The 23,020-nt window shown below is 67.3% G+C and carries 17 protein-coding genes and 1 pseudogene; 12 read left to right on the forward strand and 6 right to left on the reverse strand.

Going from position 1 to position 23,020, the window contains the following annotated elements; genetic code table 11:
• Nucleotides 1-44 precede the first annotated feature (44 nt).
• From QMZ16_RS03210 to QMZ16_RS03225, 4 genes and pseudogenes are all read right to left on the reverse strand, one after another.
• A pseudogene (locus QMZ16_RS03210) lies at nt 45-840 on the reverse strand (IS5 family transposase).
• Nucleotides 841-902: 62 nt separating this feature from the next.
• Nucleotides 903-2,993 (reverse strand): PAS domain-containing sensor histidine kinase, encoded by a 2,091-nt coding sequence (locus tag QMZ16_RS03215; protein WP_282602111.1) that lies wholly within the window; start codon nt 2,991-2,993, stop codon nt 903-905.
• 71 nt (nt 2,994-3,064) lie between these two features.
• The gene (locus tag QMZ16_RS03220) at nt 3,065-4,213 is read right to left on the reverse strand and encodes an RsmB/NOP family class I SAM-dependent RNA methyltransferase (protein ID WP_282602112.1); all 1,149 of its coding nucleotides are present in this window, start codon (nt 4,211-4,213) and stop codon (nt 3,065-3,067) included.
• A gap of 9 nt (nt 4,214-4,222) precedes the next feature.
• Nucleotides 4,223-4,831, reverse strand: coding sequence for a hypothetical protein (locus QMZ16_RS03225; RefSeq protein ID WP_282602113.1), 609 nt, complete (start codon nt 4,829-4,831; stop codon nt 4,223-4,225).
• 141 nt (nt 4,832-4,972) lie between these two features.
• On the opposite strand from QMZ16_RS03225, the gene QMZ16_RS03230 reads away from it, so the two are divergent.
• From QMZ16_RS03230 to QMZ16_RS03250, 5 genes are all read left to right on the forward strand, one after another.
• Entirely contained in the window at nt 4,973-6,229 is a 1,257-nt protein-coding gene (locus QMZ16_RS03230) for a hypothetical protein (RefSeq protein WP_282602230.1), read from the forward strand.
• A 4-nt stretch (nt 6,230-6,233) separates the two neighbouring features.
• Complete coding sequence (locus QMZ16_RS03235) at nt 6,234-6,956, forward strand: hypothetical protein (protein ID WP_282602114.1); 723 nt, start codon at nt 6,234-6,236, stop codon at nt 6,954-6,956.
• A gap of 83 nt (nt 6,957-7,039) precedes the next feature.
• Entirely contained in the window at nt 7,040-7,462 is a 423-nt protein-coding gene (locus tag QMZ16_RS03240) for a MarR family transcriptional regulator (RefSeq protein ID WP_282602115.1), read from the forward strand.
• On the forward strand, nt 7,459-9,069 hold the full coding sequence (locus QMZ16_RS03245) for an MFS transporter (protein WP_282602116.1): 1,611 nt from the start codon (nt 7,459-7,461) through the stop codon (nt 9,067-9,069). The genes QMZ16_RS03240 and QMZ16_RS03245 overlap by 4 nt, the downstream gene beginning before the upstream one ends.
• A complete protein-coding gene (locus tag QMZ16_RS03250; protein ID WP_282602117.1) occupies nt 9,066-10,094 on the forward strand; it encodes an HlyD family secretion protein in 1,029 nt (342 codons plus the stop codon). The genes QMZ16_RS03245 and QMZ16_RS03250 overlap by 4 nt, the downstream gene beginning before the upstream one ends.
• Here the strand turns inward: QMZ16_RS03250 and QMZ16_RS03255 are convergent.
• Together QMZ16_RS03255 and guaB are read right to left on the reverse strand one after the other, a co-directional pair.
• Nucleotides 10,078-12,231: a heavy metal translocating P-type ATPase gene (locus QMZ16_RS03255; RefSeq protein WP_282602118.1), complete on the reverse strand. Its 2,154-nt coding sequence runs from the start codon at nt 12,229-12,231 to the stop codon at nt 10,078-10,080. The genes QMZ16_RS03250 and QMZ16_RS03255 overlap by 17 nt on opposite strands.
• Nucleotides 12,232-12,368: 137 nt before the next feature.
• Nucleotides 12,369-13,817, reverse strand: coding sequence for an IMP dehydrogenase (guaB, locus tag QMZ16_RS03260; RefSeq protein WP_282602119.1), 1,449 nt, complete (start codon nt 13,815-13,817; stop codon nt 12,369-12,371).
• A gap of 220 nt (nt 13,818-14,037) precedes the next feature.
• On the opposite strand from guaB, the gene QMZ16_RS03265 reads away from it, so the two are divergent.
• The 7 genes from QMZ16_RS03265 to metH all read left to right on the forward strand — a co-directional run bounded on the left by QMZ16_RS03265 (nt 14,038) and on the right by metH (nt 23,006).
• Entirely contained in the window at nt 14,038-15,210 is a 1,173-nt protein-coding gene (locus QMZ16_RS03265; RefSeq protein ID WP_282602120.1) for an outer membrane protein transport protein, read from the forward strand.
• 125 nt (nt 15,211-15,335) lie between these two features.
• Entirely contained in the window at nt 15,336-16,199 is an 864-nt protein-coding gene (locus QMZ16_RS03270; protein ID WP_282602121.1) for an ATPase, read from the forward strand.
• Nucleotide 16,200: 1 nt separating this feature from the next.
• Nucleotides 16,201-17,127 (forward strand): homoserine O-succinyltransferase, encoded by a 927-nt coding sequence (gene metA, locus QMZ16_RS03275; RefSeq protein ID WP_022706759.1) that lies wholly within the window; start codon nt 16,201-16,203, stop codon nt 17,125-17,127.
• Nucleotides 17,128-17,130: 3 nt separating this feature from the next.
• On the forward strand, nt 17,131-18,018 hold the full coding sequence (ppk2, locus tag QMZ16_RS03280; protein ID WP_282602122.1) for a polyphosphate kinase 2: 888 nt from the start codon (nt 17,131-17,133) through the stop codon (nt 18,016-18,018).
• A gap of 74 nt (nt 18,019-18,092) precedes the next feature.
• On the forward strand, nt 18,093-19,133 hold the full coding sequence (locus QMZ16_RS03285; protein ID WP_282602123.1) for an ABC transporter substrate-binding protein: 1,041 nt from the start codon (nt 18,093-18,095) through the stop codon (nt 19,131-19,133).
• A 116-nt stretch (nt 19,134-19,249) separates the two neighbouring features.
• Nucleotides 19,250-20,287, forward strand: coding sequence for a homocysteine S-methyltransferase family protein (locus QMZ16_RS03290; protein ID WP_282602124.1), 1,038 nt, complete (start codon nt 19,250-19,252; stop codon nt 20,285-20,287).
• On the forward strand, nt 20,280-23,006 hold the full coding sequence (gene metH, locus QMZ16_RS03295) for a methionine synthase (RefSeq protein ID WP_282602125.1): 2,727 nt from the start codon (nt 20,280-20,282) through the stop codon (nt 23,004-23,006). The genes QMZ16_RS03290 and metH overlap by 8 nt, the downstream gene beginning before the upstream one ends.
• Nucleotides 23,007-23,020: the final 14 nt, after the last annotated feature.

The following is a 23,020-nucleotide window of genomic DNA, read 5'->3' on the forward strand; positions in this document are numbered from 1 at the left end:
TTTGCGCTTGTCCCTCACCACTTAGGGTCAGGACTCGTTCTCTCTCAAAGCCAGAAGATTACGGTCGCAGCGAGTGCTATTGCTGAGAAGAAGGTTTGCGGACAGCGATCACAGCGGGGTGCAACCCTCCTCCAGTCCTTGAGCCTGCCGAACATGATCTCGATCCTGTTGCGCCAGCTTGTAGCGGCGCTTGTCGTATATGACTGGCGTCTTGCGCTGCTTCCGGCCAGGAATGCAGGCGCATATCCCTCTGTTTTGCAACGCTTCTCGGAACAAATCGGCATCATAGCCACGATCTCCGAGCAGCCACTTCAAGTTGGGCAACCTGCTGACTAGGGCGCGCGCTCCGATGTAGTCGCTGACGGGTCCGGCAGTCAGGAACAGGTCGATGGGCCGGCATTCGCCATCGTCGCTCGGACCGATGGCGCGAGATGGCTCATCTGTCGCAGATCGCGTGCAGCTTCGTATTCATGCCGCCTTTGGTTCGGCCAATCAGACGCGCACGCCCCCCTTTTTGACGCCCAGGCTGGACGCCGTACCATGGGCCTTCAAATGAGTTGCGTCGATCATCACGGTCGTCTCCTCACCGTGCTCGGCCGCCAACCCCGCCATGATCCGGGCGAAGACACCCCTGTCGCTCCAACGCTTCCAGCGGTTGTAGAGCGTCTTGTGCGGGCCGTATTCCCTTGGTGCATCTCGCCACCGCAAGCCATTGCGATTGACGAAGATAATCCCGCTCAAGACACGCCGGTCATCAACCCTGGGCTTGCCGTGCGACTTGGGAAAGTAAGGCTCCAGACGCGCCATCTGCCCATCGCTCAACCAGAAAAGATCAGACATGTTCACCGCTCGTTTTCGAACGGTGAATCACGCTCGCACAACCAAATCAATGGGTCCTGACCCTAGTGAAGGGTCGGGCCGCCGGATGAAAGTTGGGCGGCCACGGCATCGGCCAGCTCGGACAGGGTGAAGGGCTTGGACAGGAAGCTGGCGCCCGCGACGGGAACCTGGCCGTCCACGAACACGTCCTCGGTATAGCCCGACATGAAGATGACCTTGGCCGCGCGATGCGTCTCGCGCGCCTTGCGGACCCAGGCGGGGCCGTCCATTCCCGGCATCACGACATCCGTGACGAAGATGTCCACGGCGCGCGACTGTTCCTCCAGCGCCTTCAGCGCCTCTTCGCCGGTCGCGGCCTCGATCACGTCATAGCCCTTCAGCCGCAATGCGCGCGCGGCGAAGGCGCGGACGGGGGCCTCGTCCTCGACCAGCAGCACGGTGGCGCGTTCGGCCTGCCGGACCTGCGGCGCGGGTCTTGGGGCGACGGCCTCGGGAATGACGGCCTCGTTCGCGGGGAAATAGATCGAGAAGGTCGTGCCCTTCCCCATCGCGCTGTCGCAGAAGATGTATCCCCCGGTCTGCTTGACGATCCCGTATGCGGTGGACAGGCCCAGGCCCGTCCCCTCGCCGATGCGCTTGGTGGTGAAGAAGGGCTCGAAGATCTTGGCGAGATGCTCGGGTGCGATGCCGGTTCCCTCATCGCGCACGACGATGCGGACGTAATCGCCCGGCGGCATGGCGACATCGTCGCGCTGCACCGTGTCGGACATGGCGGCATTTTCGGCCCGGACCGAGATCTGGCCACCATCGGGCATCGCATCCCGCGCGTTCACCACGAGGTTCATGATCACCTGTTCCAGCTGGCGCTTGTCGGCGCGGACGGCCCGCAGCGCGGGGTCGTAGGTGATCGCAAGGCCGACCTTCTCACCAACCAGGCGGTTCAGCAGATGCGTCAGATCGGCCAGCGTCTCGCGCAGGTTCAGCACCTCCAGCCGCAATGTCTGCTTGCGGGAAAAGGCCAGCAGCTGCCCGACCAGCGCCGCCGCGCGATTGGCGTTCTGGCTGATCTGGTCGAGGTCGGCGTAATCCGGGTCGCATTCGTCGCGCCGCAGCATCAGAAGGTCGCAATGCCCGCTGATCGCCGTCAGAAGGTTGTTGAAGTCATGCGCGACACCTCCGGCCAACTGGCCGATGGCCTGCATCTTCTGGCTTTGCGCGAACTGCGCCTCGAGCGTCTTCAGCGCGCTTGCATCGGTCATCACCGCCGTCAGGCGATCGGCGCGTGCGGCATCGCGCGCAAGCGAGATCTGGAAGTGCCGCTCTCGCAGCTCGGGGCCGCGGCCTTCGGGGTGGCGCAGGCGCAACATCTCGGTCGTGTTCACGACACGCCCGGCCGCGACATCCGCGATCCATTCCGTCACGGGCCGTCCGGGGCCGTCGAGGATCGTGGCGATGCTGCGATCGGCGCATTCGGTGCGCCCGTCCAGAAGGTCGCGCGCGCTGCGGTTCGCGCGAAGGATCGTGCCGTCCGCGACCAGTCGCAGCAAGGCGACGGGGATGGCCTCGAACTCGTCCGCAGACTCGGCCTCGAGGCTCATCGCGATGTCGATGACGGCAGGCTCGCTGCCGTTGGCCTGAAGCGTCCAGATCTGCAGCGGCGCGTCGGGAAGGCTGCCCAGCACCAGCGTCTCGTCGGGGCCGACCGACAGCTCGGCCGTGCCATAGCGCCATGCGCGGGCGATCAGGTCGTCGATATCACCCTGCGCATCGGCGCGACGGCGCGTGAACAGCCCCGCGATGGGGCGTCCGGTGTGATCCTCGAACGCGTGACGCGCGGCGCGGTTCTGGAACAGGACCAGCCCGTCGGGATCGCAGACCCAGACGGGTTCGTCGGTCGCCGCCACCTCTCCCCGGATCGCCTTCAGCGCGCGCCTGGACGCGATGCCCCGCATCGCCTGCTGCAACGACAGCGCGCCGCCCAGAAGATACCACGCGACCGCCACGCTGGCCCCGATCACCGCCGAGCGTCCAAGCGCGGCCTCGGGCGCGACCATCAGCAGGCCCGCCCCCACCGCCATCGGCGCCAGCAGCAGCGGCATTGCGGTCATCGTCGCGTTGCGCGACATCCGCAGATGACGGTCCAGAAAGCCCATGCGATTCGCCCCTCGATCCTTCGGCAGGGGCCAGGATGACCGCAAAGCGGTTAATGTGCGGTTAATCGCGGTCAGTCGCATCGCATCAGCGCGACGAAGAACCCGTCCCCGGCATCCAGCGGGGTCATCAGCCGACGGGTCTGCAGCGTGAACCGCGGATGGCGGGCCAGGAACGCCTCGACCTGCGCGTCGTTCTCGTCCCGCAGGACGGAACAGGTCATGTAGGCCAGGTGGCCGCCGAGCTTCACCAGCCCCGCCACCCGGTCGAGGATTTCGGCCTGAAGGGCAAGCAGCCCCTGCAGGCCGTCCTCGTCCAGCCTCCATTTCGCATCTGGCCCCCGACGCCACGTGCCGCTGCCCGAACAGGGCACATCGGCGACCAGCAGATCGACGGGGTCGCGCGGCGCCTCGACCACGCGGATCCGGGCATGCGCACGGGCCGCACGCGCGGGCAGATCGCCCAGGCGGGCGGGCGAGGCGTCATGCGCAAGGTAGCGCGCATCAGGTTCGCGCGCGGCGAGGGCAAGCGACTTGCCGCCCCCGCCCGCGCAGAAATCCAGCACCGTGTCGCCCGCCTTCAGCGGCAGCATTGCGCAGGCGACCTGCGGCGACAGGTCCTGCAGTTCGACCAGACCGTCCTTGTAGGGCGCGCTCTGACCCAGCTTGCGTTCGTTGCGGGTGATGCGCAGGGCGGTGGGCAGGTCGGGATGCGGCGCGGTCTCGATCCCGGCCTCGGCCAGCGCCGCCATCGCGGCATCCGGCGTGGCGCGCTGCGGATTGACGCGCAGCCAGACCGGCGCGCGTTCGGTCATGGCACGCGCGACAGGGGCGGCGTCGGAACCAAGCGCCTCGTTCCAGCGCGGGCGCAGCCAGTTGGGCAGGTCGTCCGGCAGATCGGCGGGCGCGACATGCGCGGCCTCGTGATCGGACAGGGCGGCGGGGGCGTGCCCCTCGCCCGTGAAGATCGCGGCGGGGTCCGCGTCTTCGGCGCGAAGATGGCCGATCATCAGCCCCCGCCCCGTAAGCGCGCCCCCAAGCGCGGCAAGGCTGTCGCGACGGCGCAGCGCGCCGAAGACCAGGTCGCGCAGCGCGGCACGGTCCCCGGACCCCGCAAACCGGCTGGCGCGCGACCAGCGCAGCAGCGCGGCCTCGGCGGGGGTGCCTTCCAGGATGCGGTCGAGAATATCGGCTGCGGCGGCGATGCGGGCGGCGGGGGTCATGGCAGGCCTTCAGGTCTTGGGGCGTCGTGGCAGAAGCGCGCCGCTGATCAGCAATGGCAATCCCGCCCCCACGCCAAGCACCAGCCCCGCAAGGCGCTGATCCAGCATGACCGGCAGACCCCAGATCGCGGCGCCTTCGATATGATGGGGATAGAGGATATCGCCCGCCGAAAGCAATGCGGCACCGATGGCGACCAGTGTCGCCCCAAGCGCGATCATGGGCAGGCGCGCGGGCCCCCGCCCCCAGAAGCACCACGCGGCCAGCAGGACGATGATCGCAGGCAGCGAGGGCGCATGGAACCACGCAAGCTCGGCCAGGCGGGGGACATGCGCGGCCACGACCGCCAGCGGCAGAAGCGGCCAGGCGACCGCGTCGGGACGCGCCGCGGCCATCGCAGGCCCCGCCAGCAGCATCGCCACCAGCAGCTGCGCCGCCTGCCCCGCAGCCAGCATCCGCCCGAGACCCGACAGCGGCGAGACCAGCACCACCGCCGCCAGAAGCACCGCGACCGGCGACCGGCGCAGGAACACCGCCAGCGCCAGGACCAGAAGCCACGCCGCAGGATCGGCGCTGAAACCGCGCCAGGGCGCATCGGGTGTGGGAAGATCGAACAGCATGACCGTCTTTGACCAGCGCGATCACGCTCATGCAAGCGTGAAGCCGCGAATGTCGACAACGGGGCCGCGAATGGTGAAACTGCGTGCTGCCGCACCTGCATCCACGGAGAACCGATGACCGACGCACCCCCGACCGGCCCCATGACCGGCCGGCCGCATGACGCGCCGCCAGCCACGCAGCACGGAACCCAGGGCGACCGCTATGCCCGGGAACTGGAGCGCCATCTCGACTGGCTCGACACCTTCACCTCGACCGCGCTCGGGGTGCTGGCATCGGCCTCGGGGATATATACCTATCTGGGGGTCAGGTCGCTTCTGGATCAGCCGGGCATCTGGACCACCTTCGCGGCGCTGGCCTATTCCATCGCGGTGTCGGTCGGGATCTTCGTGTTCTGGTCCTATCTGCTGCGGCTGCTGCCCGCGATGCGCAGCGCGGCATCGCGGATGGGTCTGCTGCTGGCAATGTGTCTGGGCTGCGTGGCGATCGTCGCGATGTCGTCCTGGCTGAACGCCGCGGCCCTTGCGGGCGGTGCCGCGGTCGAAACGCACATGGCGAACACGGTGCAATCCTATCAGTCCTCGCTGGAGCGCGCGCACGCGAACGCCGTCGCGGGGCAGGCCCTGTCGCGCGACGTGGCCCGCGTGCGCCAAAGCTTCGACGACCTGTCCGCGCAAGAGGAAGGCGGCACGCTGTCGGGCTTCCAGGGGCGCGGCGCGGTCTTTCGCGTGCTGACCCAGAAGGGGGCCGAGCTGACGGCCCTCGAAACCCAGCTGATCGAGGCCGAGGGCCCGATCGAGGACACCTTCGCCCAAGGCAACGCCGTCCTGTCGCGAATGCGCGGCATCGCCGTCGGCGCGGGCCCGCTCGAGGATCGGACCGTCCAGTTCTCGGAGGATGCGGTCGAGCTTGCAGGAATGATCACCCGCCTGCGGCAGCTGAACCCCGCGCCGCTGGTCACGCGGGCGGCGCAGGACCTGTCGGAATCCGCGATCCTGCCCGAACTGGACGGCAGCACCGAAGGGATCCGGCAGGGGCAGTCCAGCACCATCGCCTCGGTCTTGGGGCTGGTCGATCAGCGCGCCCGCACCCTGGGCCAGGCCGCGTCCGAGGTCGAGGCCCTGCCCCAACCCGACGAGGCCGTCTATACCCCCATGTCGGGGGCGGATGCCGTCATCGTCTATGCCCGCAACTTCGTGCCTGCATGGGCGGGCGCCATATCCATCGACCTGCTGCCTGCCGTCCTGGTCTTCATCATGGTCGTCGTGCAGGCCGCGATCCGGTCGGGGCGCGGGCTGCATCACACGGACGACCGCATGACCGTGGGCGAATTGCGCGCCGCGCTGGCGGCATCGGAACTGCTGCGCGAACACGATGCGGCGCAGGCGCGGCGGGACTGAGGGGATGCGACTGTTCTCCTCTCCTCAATCCGCGATCCGGTCGGTCCTGATCGCGCAGGTCGTGCTGGGCGTGGCCATCGTGGCCATCGATCTGCGCGACGATCCGGGCAATGCCGCGCCGGGCCTGTTCACCCCGCAGGAAGGCCCGTCGGTCCGCCCCTATCGCCCCGACCTGCGCCCCGCCGAACCGGGCGCGCCCGCGATGCGTCCCATGCCCAAGCAGCTGGAATTCACCGAAACCGACGACGCCATCGTGATCGAGGGCCAGATCGCCGTGGGCGATGCCGACCGCTTTGCCGAATGGCTGGACGAAACCCGCCCCGCCGCGTCCGAGGTGTCGCTGGACAGTTCCGGCGGTTCGGTCGCGGATGCGCTGGCCATCGGGCGCACCATCCGGGGCGCGGGATACGACACGCGGATCGCGCAGGGCTCGGTCTGCATGTCGGCCTGCCCCTACATGCTGGCGGGCGGGACGGAACGCCGCGCGGACGAGGGGTCGACCGTGGGGGTGCACCAGCACTACTTCGGCAAGAACGCGATCCTGCCCGCCTTCATGGCCGTCAGCGACGTGCAGCGCGCGCAGGCCAGCGTCATGGACTATCTGACCGAGATGGGCGTCGATCTGCGCATGATGATCCCCGCCCTGCGCACCGCCCCCGAGGATATCAGCGTCCTGTCGCCCCAGCAGATGCAGGAATGGTCGCTGACCTTCGCGCCCGACGCATAGCTGCCATTCGGCCCACCCGGGTTGCGGCCCGCGCCATGCTTCATTAGCTGACTAACGAACCGAAACGTTAGCCAGCTAATGACATGACCGATACAAGCATCATCGACTCTCTTCTGGCAGTGATGCGCGACCTGCGCCGGCATTTCGACGAGGCCGCGCGCGACATGGGCCTGACCATGGCCCGCGCCAAGATCATCACCACGCTGCACCGCGAACAGGGCATGACCCAGACCGCGCTGGCCGCGCAGCTGGGCATCGAGACGCCCACGCTGAAGCGGCAGCTGGACGGGCTGGCCGCCGACGGCTTCATCGAACGCCGCCCGATCGAGGGGGACGCCCGCAAGAACGCGGTGTTCCTGACCGACAAGGGCCAGGGCAGCCAGATCGTCGCCTTCAGCACGGCGATGCGCCAGGACGTGATCGCGGACATCCCCGAGGACGACCTGACCACCGCCCGCCATGTCCTGGACGCCATCGCCGCGAACATTGCACGGCGGTCGTCATGAGCCAGACCCCCGCAGCACATCCCCCACTGCCCGTCCCGCAGGCGCTGGCCTACATGGCCGCCGCCGCGCTGCTGGCGATCACGCAGGGGCTGGATCAGGGCTTCCTGATCACGAACATCCCCAGCTTCGCGGGCGAGCTGGGCGTCACGACCACCGATGCCAGCTGGCTGCTGATCGCCTACATGGTTCCGCGCGCGGCGCTGCCGCTGATGCTGATCAAGCTGCGCACGCAATACGGGCTGCGCCGCTTTGCCGAATGGGGCATCGCGATCCACGTCGTGGTGGCCTTCGCGGTGCTCTGGGTCAGCGACATGCGCTCGGCCGTGGTGCTGCACTTCCTTGCGGGTGCCGCAGCGGCGCCGCTTTCGACGCTGGCCTTCCTCTACATGCTGGAACCGCTGGAGCAGTCGTGGAAGATGCGACTGGGCATGCCGCTTGTCATGGCGCTGATCATGTCGGGGACCAGCATCGCCTGGATCGTGTCGCCCCGGCTGATCGGCGACGGAGGGCTGGAATGGATCCACCTGACATCGCTCGGGCTGTCGATGGCGTCGCTGGCGCTGGTCTTCCTGCTGCCGCTGCGCCCCGTGCCGCACATGAAGGTCATCAAGGCGATGGACCTCGTCAGCTTCGTGCTGCTGGGCACGGGTTTTGCGGGGATCGTCACCGGCTTCGTCATGGGCCCGGCCCATTACTGGTCCGAGCCGTGGATCATCTGGACCCTTGCCGTGGCCGTCGCATCCCTTGCCGCGGGCGCGATGATCGAACTGAACCGCGAGGCCCCGCTGCTGGACATCCGCTGGCTGTTCAGCCCCGCGATCCTGCACCTGACCGGCGCGTTGCTGCTGCTGCGCCTGCTGCTGTCCGAACAAAGCTCGGGCGCGCCGCGCATGTTCCAGGTCCTGGGGCTGCAGGGCGAACAGATGGGCACCATGTTCGGCATCATCGTCGCGGGCACCGTCCTCGGGGCACTGGCCTGCGTGGCATGGATGCGCCCCGACCGCGTGGCGAAGTTCCACCTAGTCGCGCTGCTGATCATCGCAGCCGGGGCGTGGATGGACACCCATTCGACCGTCCTGACGCGGCCCCACCAGATGCTGATCAGCCAGGGGCTGATCGCCTTTGCTGGCATGGTCTTCATGGTTCCCGCGATGATGGCGGGGCTGCTGACGGCGCTTGCCCGCGGGCCGCAATACCTGCTGTCCTTCATCATCGTCTTCATCTCGACCCAGAGCCTTGGCAGCGTCATCGGCTCGGGGCTGTTCTCGACCCTCATCACCCATCGTCAGGCGGCGCATTACCAGGCGCTGACCGAACAGCTTGCCATCGGCGACACCCAGACCGCGAACGCCATCGCAACGCGTATGGCGCAGTTGCAGCCGGGGCTGACCGACGCCACCGCAAGGCAGGCGCAGGCCGTGGCCCAGATCGCGCAGGACGCGGCGCAGCAGGCCACGGTGATGGCCTATGACGATGCCTATACCCTCATCTTCCTTGCGGCCTCGCTGGCGGCCTTCGCGCTGGTGATGCACCTGCTGCGCGACCGCATCGCGAAATGGCTGACGCCCGCCGCGCCGGAACAGGAACATATCGGATCCGCGACATGACCAAGACCAAGCTTCTTCCGACCCTCATCGCAATGCTTATCGGTGCGGCAGGCGTGGCGCTGCTGCTGTTCGCCTGGCATCTGCCGCCCTTCCACCCCTCGGCCCCCACGACCGAGAACGCCTATATCCGCGGCAAGGTCACCACGATCTCTCCTCAGCTGTCGGGATATGTCAGCGCGGTCGAGGCGACGGATTTCCAGGCGGTCTCGAAGGGGGACGTGATCGCCCGCATCGACGACCGCATCTTCCGCCAGAAGCTGGCCCAGGCCGAGGCCCAGCTGGAGGCCGCGCGCGCCGCGCTGCAGGTCGGCCGCCAGGGCGTCGCCTCGGCCGAGGCCGCCCGCCGCGCCGCCGAGGCCGGCGTCGCATCCGCGCGCGCCGCCCAGGCGAACGCGCAATCGGAATGGGACCGCGCGAACCGGCTGCAGGATCGTGGCGTCGCCTCGCAATCGACCGCCGACCAGGCACGGCAGGCGCTGGATCAGGCCGACGCCGCCGTCACCCAGGCCGAGGCCCAGCTGGACGTGCAGTCCGAGGCCATCGCCTCCGCCAAGGTGGCGCTGTCCTCGCGCGAAGCCGACATCGCCTCGGCCGAGGCATCGGTGGAGCTGGCCCGGATCGACCTGGAGAACACCGTGATCCGCGCGCAGGACGATGGTCGCCTTGGCGCGCTGTCGGTGCGCGTGGGGCAATACGTGACGCCGGGCACCTCGCTGGTGGCCGAGGTGGGGTCGGACCTGTGGATCATCGCGAATTTCCGCGAGACGGAACTGGTGGGAATGAAACCCGGCGATCCGGTCGATTTCACGGTGGACGCGATCCCGGGTGCCGACTTCACCGGACAGGTCGAGGCGTTCTCGCCCGCCACGGCGTCCGAGTTCAGCCTGCTGTCGGGATCGAACGCGACGGGGAACTTCACCAAGATCGCCCAGCGGCTGCCGGTCCGCATCGCCATCTCGCCCGACCAGCAGCAGGCCGCGCAACTGGCCCCGGGCCTGTCGGTCGTGGTCAGGGTCGGGGGCTGAGCGCCCCCGACGCGCGGAACCGCAACAGCCGCAGCGCATTCGCGGTGACCAGCACCGTCGCGCCGGTATCGGCCAGGATCGCGATCCAGAGGCCGGTCACCCCGGCGATGGTGGTCACCAGGAACAGCGCCTTCAATCCCAGCGCGATGGCGACGTTCTGACGGATGTTCCCCATCGTCGCACGGGCAAGCCGCATCAACCCTACGACATCGCCCACCCTGTCGCGCAGGATCGCGCCATGTGCCGTCTCCAGCGCGACATCGGTCCCCGAGCCCATCGCGATCCCCACATGCGCCGAGGCCAGCGCGGGCGCATCGTTGATCCCGTCCCCCACCATCATCGCGTGACCGTCGAGTGCCAGGTCGCGCATCGCATCGACCTTGTCGGCAGGCAGCAACCCCGCGCGATGAACGATCCCCAGCGCCCCGGCGATGGTCGCGGCCGTCCGCTCGTTGTCCCCCGTCAGCATCACGGGAACGACCCCCAGCGCGCGCAGATCGCGGATCGCCTGCACGGCATCCGCTCGGGGCTCGTCCCGCAGGGCGATCAGCCCCATGACACGCTCCTGCCACAGCAGCACGACGGTCTTGCCCTCATCCTCCAGTACCTGGGTGCGCATGGCCCATTCCGGTGTCATCACCCCCCGCTCGGTCGCCAGCCGAACCGAGCCGATGGTGGTGCGCACCCCCTCCACCTCTGCCTCGGTCCCCATTCCGGGTATGGCGCACGCCGCCTGCGCACGGGGCAGCCTCTGCCCCTCTGCCTTCGCAAGGATCGCCCGTCCCAGCGGATGGCTTGCACCCTGTTCCACGGCAGCAGCCAGCGTCAGCAGCCTTGCGGTATCCTCTCCCTCGATATCGGTGACCACGGGCCGGCCTTCCGTCAGCGTCCCCGTCTTGTCGAAGGCGACATGGGTGATGCGGGCGACGTTCTCCATCACGGCGCCCCCCTTCATCAGCATCCCCTGCCTTGCCCCCGCCGCCATGCCCGAGGCGATGGATGCCGGGACCGAGATCACCAGCGCACAGGGACAGCCGATCAGCAGCAGCGTCAGCGCCCTGTAGGTCCAGTCGGTCCAACCCCCACCCAGCGCGAGGGGCGGGATCACCGCCACAAGGATCGCCAACCCCACGATCACCGGCATGTAGATGCGGCTGAACCGGTCGATGAAGCGTTCGGTCGGGGCGCGGGCGCTCTCGGCCTCCTGCACCAGCTTGACGATACGGGCGATGGTGTTGTCCGAGGGGTGACGGGTCACGCGGACCCGCAGCGCGGCATCGGCATTGATCGAGCCTGCGAAGACGTCCTCTCCCTCGGTCTTGGGCACCTGTCGGCTTTCCCCCGTGATCGGGCTTTCATCCACGCCCGAGCGTCCTTCGACGATCTGCCCATCCGCCGGTATCCTATCCCCCGGACGCACCAGCACCACCTGGCCGATGCGCAGGTGTGACGCAGGCACCTCGGTCGTGCCCTGCGGTCCCTCCAGCAGGGCGGTTCGCGGGATCAGGGCCGACAGCGCACGGATCCCGTCGCGAGCACGTCCGGCAGCGAACCCCTCCAGCAGTTCCCCGACCGCAAAGAGGAAGACGACAAGGGCGGCCTCTTCCTCGGCGCCGATGATCAATGCGCCCCCTGCGGCGATGCTCATCAGCATCTCGATGGTGAAGGGCATACCGATCCGTGCCATGCGCCATGCCTTGCGGGCGACGGGCGCGACACCCAGCAGCGTGGCGGCGACGAAGGCCCAGCGGGACCACGCCTGATCCGTCACCGCGCCGACGCCCCATGCGATGACCAGAAGCGCACCGGTCACCAGTACCAGCCGCCCCTTGGGGCCACGATACCAGGCGGTCTCGCCCGGTGGGTCATCCGCATCCCCCGGCATGACGAAGCCCGCATCCGGTCCCCCCGACATATCCGGGTCGTGGATGCCGAAGCCGATCCCCCTGACCGCGCTTTCGACCGCATCCGGGCTGCCGCTTTCGTCCAGCCGCAGGCTCAGCCGTTCGGCCATAAGCGTCACCTCGACCTCGGACACGCCGGGCAGCCGTTCGACCGCGCCCCGCAGCTTGGCCGCGCAGGACCCGCAATCCATCCCCGTCACGCGCCATTCCCGCAGATCGCCACCCATAGCCATCGGACCCCCAGTCGCCAAGAATTGCAGATGGTGTAGCCTAGCCCCCTGCCGCAGCGGATGCGACCCCGTGGCGCGGGCATGAAAAAGCCCCGCGGACCTGATGGTCGCGGGGCCGGTTCGTCACGCAGGCGCAGGCATCAGCCCATGCGATAGTTCGGGCTCTCGCGCGTGATCTGCACGTCGTGCACGTGGCTTTCCTTCAGGCCCGCATTGGTGATGCGGACGAACTCGCAGCCCTTGCGCATCTCGGGGACCGTGGCGCAGCCGGTATAGCCCATCGCCGCGCGCAGACCGCCGACCAGCTGATGGATCACGTTGCCCGCCGGACCCTTGTAGGGGACCTGGCCCTCGATGCCTTCGGGCACCAGCTTGTCGGTCGCCGCGTCCTTCTGGAAGTAGCGGTCGGCCGAGCCGCGCGCCATCGCGCCCAGCGAGCCCATCCCGCGATAGGACTTGAAGCTGCGGCCCTGGTACAGGATCACCTCGCCGGGGCTTTCATCGGTGCCCGCGATGGCGCTGCCGACCATGGCGCAGCTTGCACCGGCGGCGATGGCCTTGGCGAAATCGCCCGACAGCTTGATCCCGCCATCGGCGATGATGGGCGTGTCGCCTGCAGCGGCGGATGCGTCCATGATCGCGGTCAGCTGCGGAACGCCGACACCCGCCACGACGCGCGTGGTGCAGATCGAGCCGGGGCCGATGCCGACCTTCACCGCATCGGCGCCTGCACCGATCAGGGCGCGGGTCGCCTCGGCGGTGGCGACGTTGCCTGCGACGACCTGCGCAGTGCTGCTATAGGCCTTCACGCGCTCGACCGCCTTGGCGACGCCTGCGGAATGGCCATGCGCGGTGTCGATCACCACCATGTCCACGCCCGCATCGATCAGCGCGCAGCTGCGCTCGAAGCCCTCGTCGCCCACGGTGGATGCGGCGGCGACGCGCAGGCGGCCCAGGTCGTCCTTGCAGGCCAGCGGGTTCAGCACGGCCTTCTCGGTGTCCTTCAGCGTCAGCAGGCCGGTCAGCTTGCCCGACCCGTCGGTCACCAGCAGCTTCTCGATCCGGCGGGCCTTCATCAGGTCGATGGCCTCCTGCCGGTCGGCGGGCTCTTGCAGGATGGCAAGACGGTCGCCGGTCATCATGGCGCTGACCGGGGTGCGGTCGTCGCTGGCAAAGCGCATGTCGCGGTTCGTGACGATGCCCACCACGCGCCCCTCGGCATCCACCACGGGGAAGCCGGTGACGTTGAAGCGGTCCTGAAGCGCCTTCGCATCGGCCAGGGTCTGGTCGGCGCGCAGGGTGATCGGGTTGTAGACGATCCCGCTCTCGAAGCGCTTGACGCGGCGGACCTCGTTGGCCTGCTGCTCGGTCGTCAGGTTGCGGTGGATAACGCCGATGCCGCCCGACTGGGCCATGGCGATGGCCATCCGGCTTTCGGTGACGGTATCCATCGCCGAGGACAGAAGCGGGATGTTCATCCGGATGGAACGGGTGACATGCGTGGTCACATCGGCCGTGGACGGCATGACCGTCGAGGCTGCGGGAACCAGAAGCACGTCGTCGAAAGTGAGAGCCTCACGAATCTGCATGGGGGTATCCTTGCGGCAAGATCGTTTGGCAGTTCCCCTTTTCATGGGATGCCGGGTTTGTCCACCCTTCACACCGCGCAAAAGCGCAGTTGCAGAAATGAAACTTGGCCCGCAATTGCATGACCATAACGTCACGTAAGCTCGACAGGGCAATTGATCGGTAACATGTTTGGCATAATCCTGTGATCCAGGGCGTTCGCGTCCATAGGGAGGAATGAACATGAAGATTGCACTGACAGGTGTCGCGGCCCTGCTTGTGGGCGCCTCACCGCTGCTGGCGGGCGGGATCGAACGCGCCCCCCAATCACTTTCGGCACTGTTCGAGGAGGGGAACTATGTCGAGCTGAGCTTCGGCGGCGTGGACCCCTCGGTCGACGGGACCGACGTAGCGATCCCCGGCCTCTATCCGGGCGGCACGGCCACGGGCGACGTGGCGCAGGGCTACGGCTTTACCGGCCTTGCCTACAAGCACCAGTTCACCGAGGCGTTCTCGGGTGCGATCATCGTCGAACAGCCCTTCGGCGCCGACATCCGCTATCCCAGTGCGATCGATGGCGGCACGCCCCTGCTGGGCGGCACCTTCGCGCAGGTGGACAGCACGACCTTCACCGCGCTCGGCCGCTACAAGATGCCGAACCAGTTCTCGGTCCATGGCGGCATCCGCGGATCGCGCGCCAGCGGCGAGGTGGGGCTGAGCGGCCTCGCCTACGGTCCCGTCTCGGGTTACAACGTGGAACTGGACGACGACACCGCCATCGGCTGGGTCGCAGGCGTCGCATGGGAGAAACCCGAGATCGCTGCACGCGTCTCGCTGACCTACAACTCCGAGGTCGAGCACGATTTCGACACGGTCGAGACCGGCCCGCTGATCGATCCCGACGGTGCCGGCCCGCTGCCCGACCTGCCGCTGCTGGCGGGCGACTCGGTCACCACGGTCAAGACGCCGCAGAGCTGGAACCTGGAATTCCAGACGGGCGTCGCGCCCGACACGCTGGTCTTCGGCTCGGTCCGGTGGGTGGACTGGTCTGAATTCCGCGTCGATCCGGCGAACTTCGTGAACGTCACGGGCGGCGGGCTGGTCGAACTGGAGGATACGACCACCTACACGCTTGGCGTCGCACGCAAGTTCAACGAGACCTGGTCCGGCTCGGCCTCGTTCACCTTCGAGAAGGCGGGCGACGACCTCGTGTCGCCGCTGGCACCGACGAACGGCCGCAAGGGGATCACGCTTGCCGCGATCTACAACCAGGGGCCGATGCGCATCACGACCGGCGTGAACTATACCAGGGTCGGCGACGCGATGCCCGAAACCGGCACGCCCGACACCGCCCGCGCCGACATGCGCGACAACGATGCCTGGGGCGTCGGCGTGCGGATCGGCTACCGCTTCTGACAGCGGCACGGATCGCAGTGACGGCCCCGCCCAGCGCGGGGCCGTTTTCCGTTTGCCGCCTCGGGTCTTTCAAAACGCCCCGCGGGCCGCTACCTAGATCACCGATCTGACAGAGGAAGCCCCGCATGATCTATCGCAGCGCCGAGGAATGGCGGAACGCCCAGTCCAAGCGGATCGTGCTGTTCGGCATGTCGGGCCTGGGCAAGACCTATCTTGCGACGATGCTGCGCCAGACCGGGGACTGGTTCCACTACTCGGTCGATTACCGGATCGGCACCCGCTACATGGGCGAATACATCGCCGACAACTTCAAGCGCGAGGCGATGCGCGTACCGCTGCTGCGCGAGCTGCTGATGTCCGACAGCGTCTACATCGCCAGCAACATCACTTTCGAGAACCTCGCGCCGCTGTCCACCTATCTGGGCAAGCCCGGCAGCCAGAGCCGCGGCGGGCTGGATTTCGACGAATACCGCCGCCGCCAGAACCAGCATCAGCGCGCCGAGATCGCGGCCCTGCTGGACACGCGCCATTTCGTCGAACGCGCCGACGACATCTATCGCATCCCGCATTTCGTCTGCGACAGCGGCGGATCCATCTGCGAGGTCGTGGACCCAACCGATCCCGACGATCCCGTTCTGCAGGCCCTATCGCGCGACCTGCTGATGGTCTGGATCGAGGGGTCGGACGCCCATACCGCCGAGCTGGTGCGCCGCTTCGACCGCGCGCCCAAGCCCATGTATTACCAGCCCCAGTTCCTGGAACGCGCCTGGGTCGCCTATCGCGTCGAAAGGGGGCTGGACGAACACGAGGTCAATCCCGACGACTTCATCCGCTGGACCTATGCCCGCGCGTTGGCGCATCGCCAGCCGCGCTATGCCGCGATGGCGAAGCTGGGCGTGACGGTCAAGGCCGAGGAAGTGGCCGAGATCCGCAGCCCCCAGGATTTCGACGACCTGATCGCGCTGGCGATCGCCCGCAAGGAAAGCTGACATGCCCATCACGCTGAACGAGAACCTTCCCGCCTATCGCATCCTGTCGGACGAGGGGGTGATGGTGATGTCGCCGGGGCGTGCGGCCACCCAGGACATCCGGCCCCTGCGCATCGGGCTGCTGAACCTGATGCCCAAGAAGATCCAGACCGAGAACCAGTTCGCGCGCGTCATCGGCGCCACGCCCCTGCAGATCGACTTCCAGCTGATCCGCATGTCGGACCACGAAAGCCGCAACACCGCCGCCGACCACATGGAGAGCTTCTATCGCCCCTTCCGCGATGTCGAGGCCACGGGCGAGAAGTTCGACGGGCTGGTCATCACCGGCGCCCCGATCGAGCAGCTGCCCTTCGCGGACGTGACCTATTGGGACGAGCTGGAACGCGTCTTCGCCTGGACCCAGACCCATGTCCATTCCACCTTCGGCGTCTGCTGGGGGGGCATGGCGATGGCCTGGCATTTCCACCGGCTGGAAAAGCACCTGCTGGACGCCAAGGCCTTCGGCTGCTTCCGCCACCAGAACCTGCAACCGGCATCCCCCTATCTGCGCGGCTTCTCGGACGATGTGCTGGTCCCCGTCAGCCGCTGGACCGAGATCCGGCAAGAGGATGTCGACGCCCGCCCTGACCTGACGACCCTGCTGGCCAGCCCAGAGGTCGGCCCCTGCCTGCTGTCGGACCCGAAGCACCGCGCGCTCTATGTCTTCAACCATTTCGAATATGACAGCACGACGCTGAAGGACGAATACGACCGCGACGTGCAGGCGGGCAAACCTATCGACGTCCCGCGCAACTACTATCCCGACGACGATCCGACGCGCACGCCCTCGAACCGGTGGCGCAGCCATGCGCATCTGCTCTACGGTAACTGGATCAACGAGATCTATCAGACGACCTGGTACGACATGAACCGCATCGGAGAGGGATAGGCCATGGTTCCGAAGGACATGCCCGACATGCCGCTTGTCGGCCGCATCGGCGATTATCTGCAGAACGACGCGCCCAAGGCGATCCGCAAGGCCGTCCAGGACGGCGACAAGGACGACATCCTGGACAAGGGCTATCCCTACGACGCCGAGATGTCCAAGGGCGACTACAACGACCACATGGACGCGCTGCAGGTGCAGCTGGTGCGCATGATGCATTGCGTGATCCATCGCGGCCAGCGCGTCGTCGTGCTGTTCGAGGGGCGCGATGCCGCCGGCAAGGGCGGCACGATCGAGCGTGTCCGCGAGAACCTCAATCCCCGCTCGTCCTATATCGTGGCGCTGCCCAAGCCGACCGAGCGTGAATCGACCCAGTGGTATTTCCAGCGCTATGTCGATCACCTGCCCGCCGCCGGAGAGATCGCCCTGTTCGACCGCAGCTGGTACAATCGCGGCGTGGTGGAACGAGTGTTCGACTTCTCGACCGAGCATCAGCGCAACGCCTTCTTCCGCCAGCTTCCGGGCTTCGAGCAGACGCTGGTCGATGACGGCGTGATCCTGGTCAAGCTGTGGCTGAACGTGGGCCGCGCCGAACAGCTGCGCCGCTTCCTTGCGCGCGAACAGGACCCGCTGAAGCAGTGGAAGCTGAGCCCCGTCGATGTCGAGGGGCTGGCCCGGTGGGACGAATACACCACCGCCATCCGCGACACGCTGAACCTGTCGCATTCGCCCATCGCCCCCTGGACGGTGATCCGGTCCGACGACAAGCGGCGCGCCCGCATCGCGGCCATCCAGACCATCCTTCACGCCGTCAATTACGCGGGCAAGGATGCCGATGCGATCGGCACGCCGGATCCCAAAATCACCGGCGGCCCCGAGATGCTGGACGACTAGTCGTTTTTCTTGCGCAGGCCAGAAGCGGCGGCTAGCGTTCGGGCAATCAACCCGAACCGAGAGGCCGGAAAAACATGCGCTTGCTGACCACCACCATCCTTGCGGCCTCGGCGGGCCTGCCGGCCTTCGCGGCCGATGGCGACCTGACGATCTTCGACTGGGCCGGCTTCGAGGTCCCCGAGATCTTCCAGGCCTATGTCGACCAGCATGGCGACAGCCCGACCTTCGCCTTCTATGGCGACGACGACGAGGCGTTCCAGAAGATGGCCTCGGGGTTCCGCGCGGACGCGGTGCATCCCTGCAGCCAGATGGTCGGCAAGTATCGCGACGCCGGCCTGATCGAGCCCTGGGACACCGACCGCATCCCGAATTTCGACAAGATCGCCCCGCGCTTCCTCGATTCCGAGGTGTTCAAGGACGATCAGGGCGTCTGGTTCATCCCGACCGACTGGGGCGCCACCGCCGTCGCCTATAACAGCGAGACCGTCCCGGCCGAGGATGTGGCCAGCCTGCAGGTCTTCACCGATCCGAAATACCAGGGCCGCACCTCGTTGCCCGACAGCGCGGACGATGTCTGGGCGCTGGCCTACCTGGCGACCGGCACGACGGACTGGACCGATGTCAGCGACGAACAGTTCCAGGCCGCCGCCGACTGGCTGCGCCAGGCGCATCAGAACGTCGCCGCATACTGGGCCGACCCGTCCGAACAGGCGCAGCTGATGGCCTCGGGCGCGGTGGACGTGGCATGGTCGTGGAACGACGGCGTCGTCTATCTGCAAGAGGACGACTATCCCGTCGGCTTCCAGCGCGAGGCCGAGGAAGGCTCCTCGACCTTCTTCTGCGGCTTCGTCAACGTGAAGGACGGCCCGGGCAGCGAGGACAAGCTGTACGATTTCATCAACGCATGGCTTGCCCCCGAGGCCGGTCAGGGCCTTCTGGACGCGATCGGCTATGGCCACACCTCGACCGAGGCGATGGCCACGATCGAGGATCAGCCCGCCGTCCAGGAGGGTCTGGCCGATATCGACGTGCCGGTCCTGGCCCAGACCCCGAACGACCCCGAGCAGCGCCAGCGCCAGCTGGCCGAGTTCGAGAAGATCAAGGCCGGCTTCTGATCCGACCGTCCGGGCGGCCCTTACATGAGGGCCGCTCATGATCTTCTGCAGAACTATGAATTTGCAGGCGGGTGGCTGGGGGCATATATCACGGGCTTCAAAGGAAAGGCCCCTGCATGTCCCTGCCCCGATCGCCCGCCTTCGATGCGCTGAACCGCGCCGCCGATGAACGCATCCTGATCCTCGACGGGGCGATGGGCACGCAGATCCAGGATCTGCACCTCTCCGAGGAAGATTATACCGGCCACGGGTCGGGCCATGTCTGCCGGCACCATTCCGAACATCCGCAGAAGGGCAACAACGACCTTCTGATCCTGACCCAGCCCGACGCGGTCGAGGACATCCACTACCGCTATGCCATCGCGGGCGCGGATATCGTAGAGACGAACACGTTTTCCTCCACCACCATCGCGCAGGCCGATTACGGGCTGGAGAACGCGATCGAGGATCTGAACGTCGAAGGCGCGCGCGTCGTGCGCCGCGCCCTGGACCGCGCCACTGCCGAGGACGGCAAGCCCCGTTTCGTCGCGGGCGCGCTTGGGCCGACGAACCGCACCGCGTCGATCAGCCCGGACGTGAACGATCCCGGCTTCCGCGCGATCACCTTCGACCAGCTGCGCATCGCCTATCTTCAGCAGGCGCGCGGGCTGATCAAGGGCGGGTCCGACATCCTGCTGATCGAGACGATCTTCGACACGCTGAACGCCAAGGCCGCGATCTTCGCCTGCCAGCAGGCGATGGAGGAGCACGGCCAGGCGATCCCGCTGATGATCTCGGGGACGATCACCGATGCATCAGGGCGCACGCTGTCGGGGCAGACCCCCACGGCGTTCTGGTATTCCGTGCGCCACGCGAACCCCTGGACGGTGGGCCTGAACTGCGCGCTTGGCGCCGCCGCCATGCGCCCCCACCTGGCCGAGATGGCGGGCGTCGCGGATACCCGCATCTGCGCCTATCCCAATGCCGGGCTGCCCAACGCCTTCGGCCAATACGACGAAGGCCCCGACGACACCGCCCGCCAGGTCGCCGAATTCGCGGCCGAGGGGCTGGTGAACGTCGTCGGCGGCTGCTGCGGCACCACCCCCGACCATATCCGCGCCATCGCCGACGCGGTCGCCGCCCACAGCCCGCGAAAGGTGCTTGCCCATGTCTGATCGCCTGCTTCGCCTCTCGGGCCTCGAACCCTTCACGCTGACCTCGGACATTCCGTTCGTGAATGTCGGCGAGCGCACCAACGTCACCGGCAGCGCGCGCTTCCGCAAGCTGATCAAGAACCGCGACTATGCCGCGGCGCTGGATGTCGCACGCGACCAGGTCGAAAACGGCGCGCAGATCATCGACATCAACATGGACGAGGGGCTGATCGACAGCCGCGCCGCCATGGTCGAGTTCCTGAACCTGCTGGCCGCCGAGCCCGACATCGCCCGCGTGCCGATCATGATCGACAGCTCCAAATGGGAGGTGATCGAGGCCGGCCTGCAATGCGTGCAGGGCAAGCCGGTCGTGAACTCGATCAGCATGAAGGAAGGGGTCGAGCAGTTCCGCCAGCAGGCGAAGCTGTGCCTTGCCTATGGGGCCGCCGTCGTCGTCATGGCCTTCGACGAACAGGGCCAGGCAGACACCGCCGCCCGCAAGATCGAGATCTGCAAGCGCGCCTATGACATCCTCGTGGACGAGGTTGGCTTCCCCCCCGAGGACATCATCTTCGACCCCAACATCTTTGCCGTCGCGACGGGCATCGAGGAGCATGACAATTACGGCGTCGATTTCATCGAGGCCACGGCTTGGATCAGGCAGAACCTGCCCCATGCGCATGTCTCGGGGGGGGTGTCGAACCTGTCCTTCAGCTTCCGCGGGAACGAACCCGTGCGCGAGGCGATGCACGCGGTGTTCCTCTATCACGCCATCCAGGCGGGGATGGACATGGGCATCGTCAATGCGGGTCAGCTGGCCGTCTATGACCAGATCGACCCCGAACTGCGCGAGGCCTGCGAGGATGTGGTCCTGAACCGTCGCCCCGACGGGACCGAGCGCCTGCTGGAGATCGCCGAGAAGTTCCGCGGCGACGGTGGCGGCCAGAAGCGCGAGAAGGACCTGTCCTGGCGCGAATGGCCCATCGAGAAGCGCCTGGAACACGCGCTGGTCAACGGCATCACCGAATATATCGAGGCCGACACCGAAGAGGCCCGCCAGGCCGCCGAACGCCCGCTACACGTCATCGAAGGCCCGCTGATGGCCGGGATGAACGTGGTGGGCGACCTGTTCGGCGCGGGCAAGATGTTCCTGCCGCAGGTGGTGAAATCGGCCCGCGTCATGAAACAGGCCGTCGCCGTCCTTCTGCCCTACATGGAGGAGGAGAAGCGTCAGGGCGGCAGCACCGAACGCGAAAGCGCGGGCAAGGTGCTGATGGCCACGGTCAAGGGCGACGTGCACGACATCGGCAAGAACATCGTGGGCGTCGTGCTGGCCTGCAACAATTTCGAGGTGATCGACCTTGGCGTCATGGTCCCCCCGCAGAAGATCCTTCAGGTCGCCCGCGACGAGAAGGTGGACATCATCGGCCTGTCCGGCCTGATCACGCCATCGCTGGACGAGATGGTCCATGTCGCGTCCGAGATGGAGCGCGAGGGCTTCGACATTCCGCTGCTGATCGGCGGCGCGACCACCTCGAAGATCCACACGGCGGTCAAGATCGCGCCCCGCTATGATCGCGGGCCCGCGGTCTATGTCACCGATGCCAGCCGCGCGGTGGGCGTGGCCTCGGCGCTGCTGTCGCCCTCGCAGAAGGACGGCTATGTCGCGGATCTGCGGGCGGAATACGCGCAGGTGGCCGACCGCCACGAACGGTCCGAGGCCGCGAAAAGCCGCCTGCCCCTGGCATCGGCGCGCGCGAACGCCATCGCGCTGGACTGGGCTGCCTACGATCCCGTCGCGCCCAGCTTCACCGGCACCCGCGTCATCGACGATTGGGACCTGGCCGAGATCGCGCGCTATATCGACTGGACGCCGTTCTTCCAGACCTGGGAACTGAAGGGCGTCTATCCCCGCATCCTGGACGACGAGAAGCAGGGCGAGGCCGCCCGCCAGCTGTTCGCCGAGGCGCAGGAGATGCTGGCCCGCATCATCGAGGGCCAGTGGTTCAAGCCCCGCGCCGTCGTGGGCTTCTGGCCCGCGAATGCCGTCGGCGACGACATCCGCCTGTTCACGGATGCCGACCGCAGCGAAACGCTGGCGACCCTGCACACGCTGCGCCAGCAGGTGACCAAGCGCAACGGTCGCCCGAATGTCGCGCTGTCGGATTTCGTGGCCCCCGAGGGGATCGCGGACCATGTGGGCGGCTTCGTCGTCACCGCCGGCCCCGAGGAATCCGAGATCGCGGCCCGCTATGAACGCGCGAACGACGATTACGGCGCGATCATGGTCAAGGCGCTGGCCGACCGCTTTGCCGAGGCCATGGCCGAGATGCTGCACGAACGCACGCGCCGCGACTACTGGGGCTATGCCAAGGACGAGACCTTCTCTCCTCAGGAGCTGATCGGCGAGCCCTATGCCGGCATCCGGCCCGCGCCCGGCTATCCGGCGCAGCCCGACCACACGGAAAAGGACACGCTGTTCCGCCTTCTGGACGCGACCGCCGCCACGGGGGTCGAGCTGACGGAAAGCATGGCGATGTGGCCGGGGTCCTCGGTCTCGGGGATCTACCTGGCGCATCCCGACGCCTATTACTTCGGCGTGGCCAAGATCGAAGAGGATCAGGCCCGCGACTATGCCGAACGCAAGGGCATGACCCTGGCCGAGGTCGAACGCTGGCTGGCGCCCGTGCTGAACTATGTCCCGGCCAAGGCGGGCGCCGCGGAAACCGACGCCGCCTGACGAAAAAGGCCCGC

This window comes from Paracoccus sp. PARArs4 (genome assembly GCF_947311865.1).
GTDB classification, from domain to species: Bacteria; Pseudomonadota; Alphaproteobacteria; order Rhodobacterales; family Rhodobacteraceae; genus Paracoccus; species Paracoccus zeaxanthinifaciens.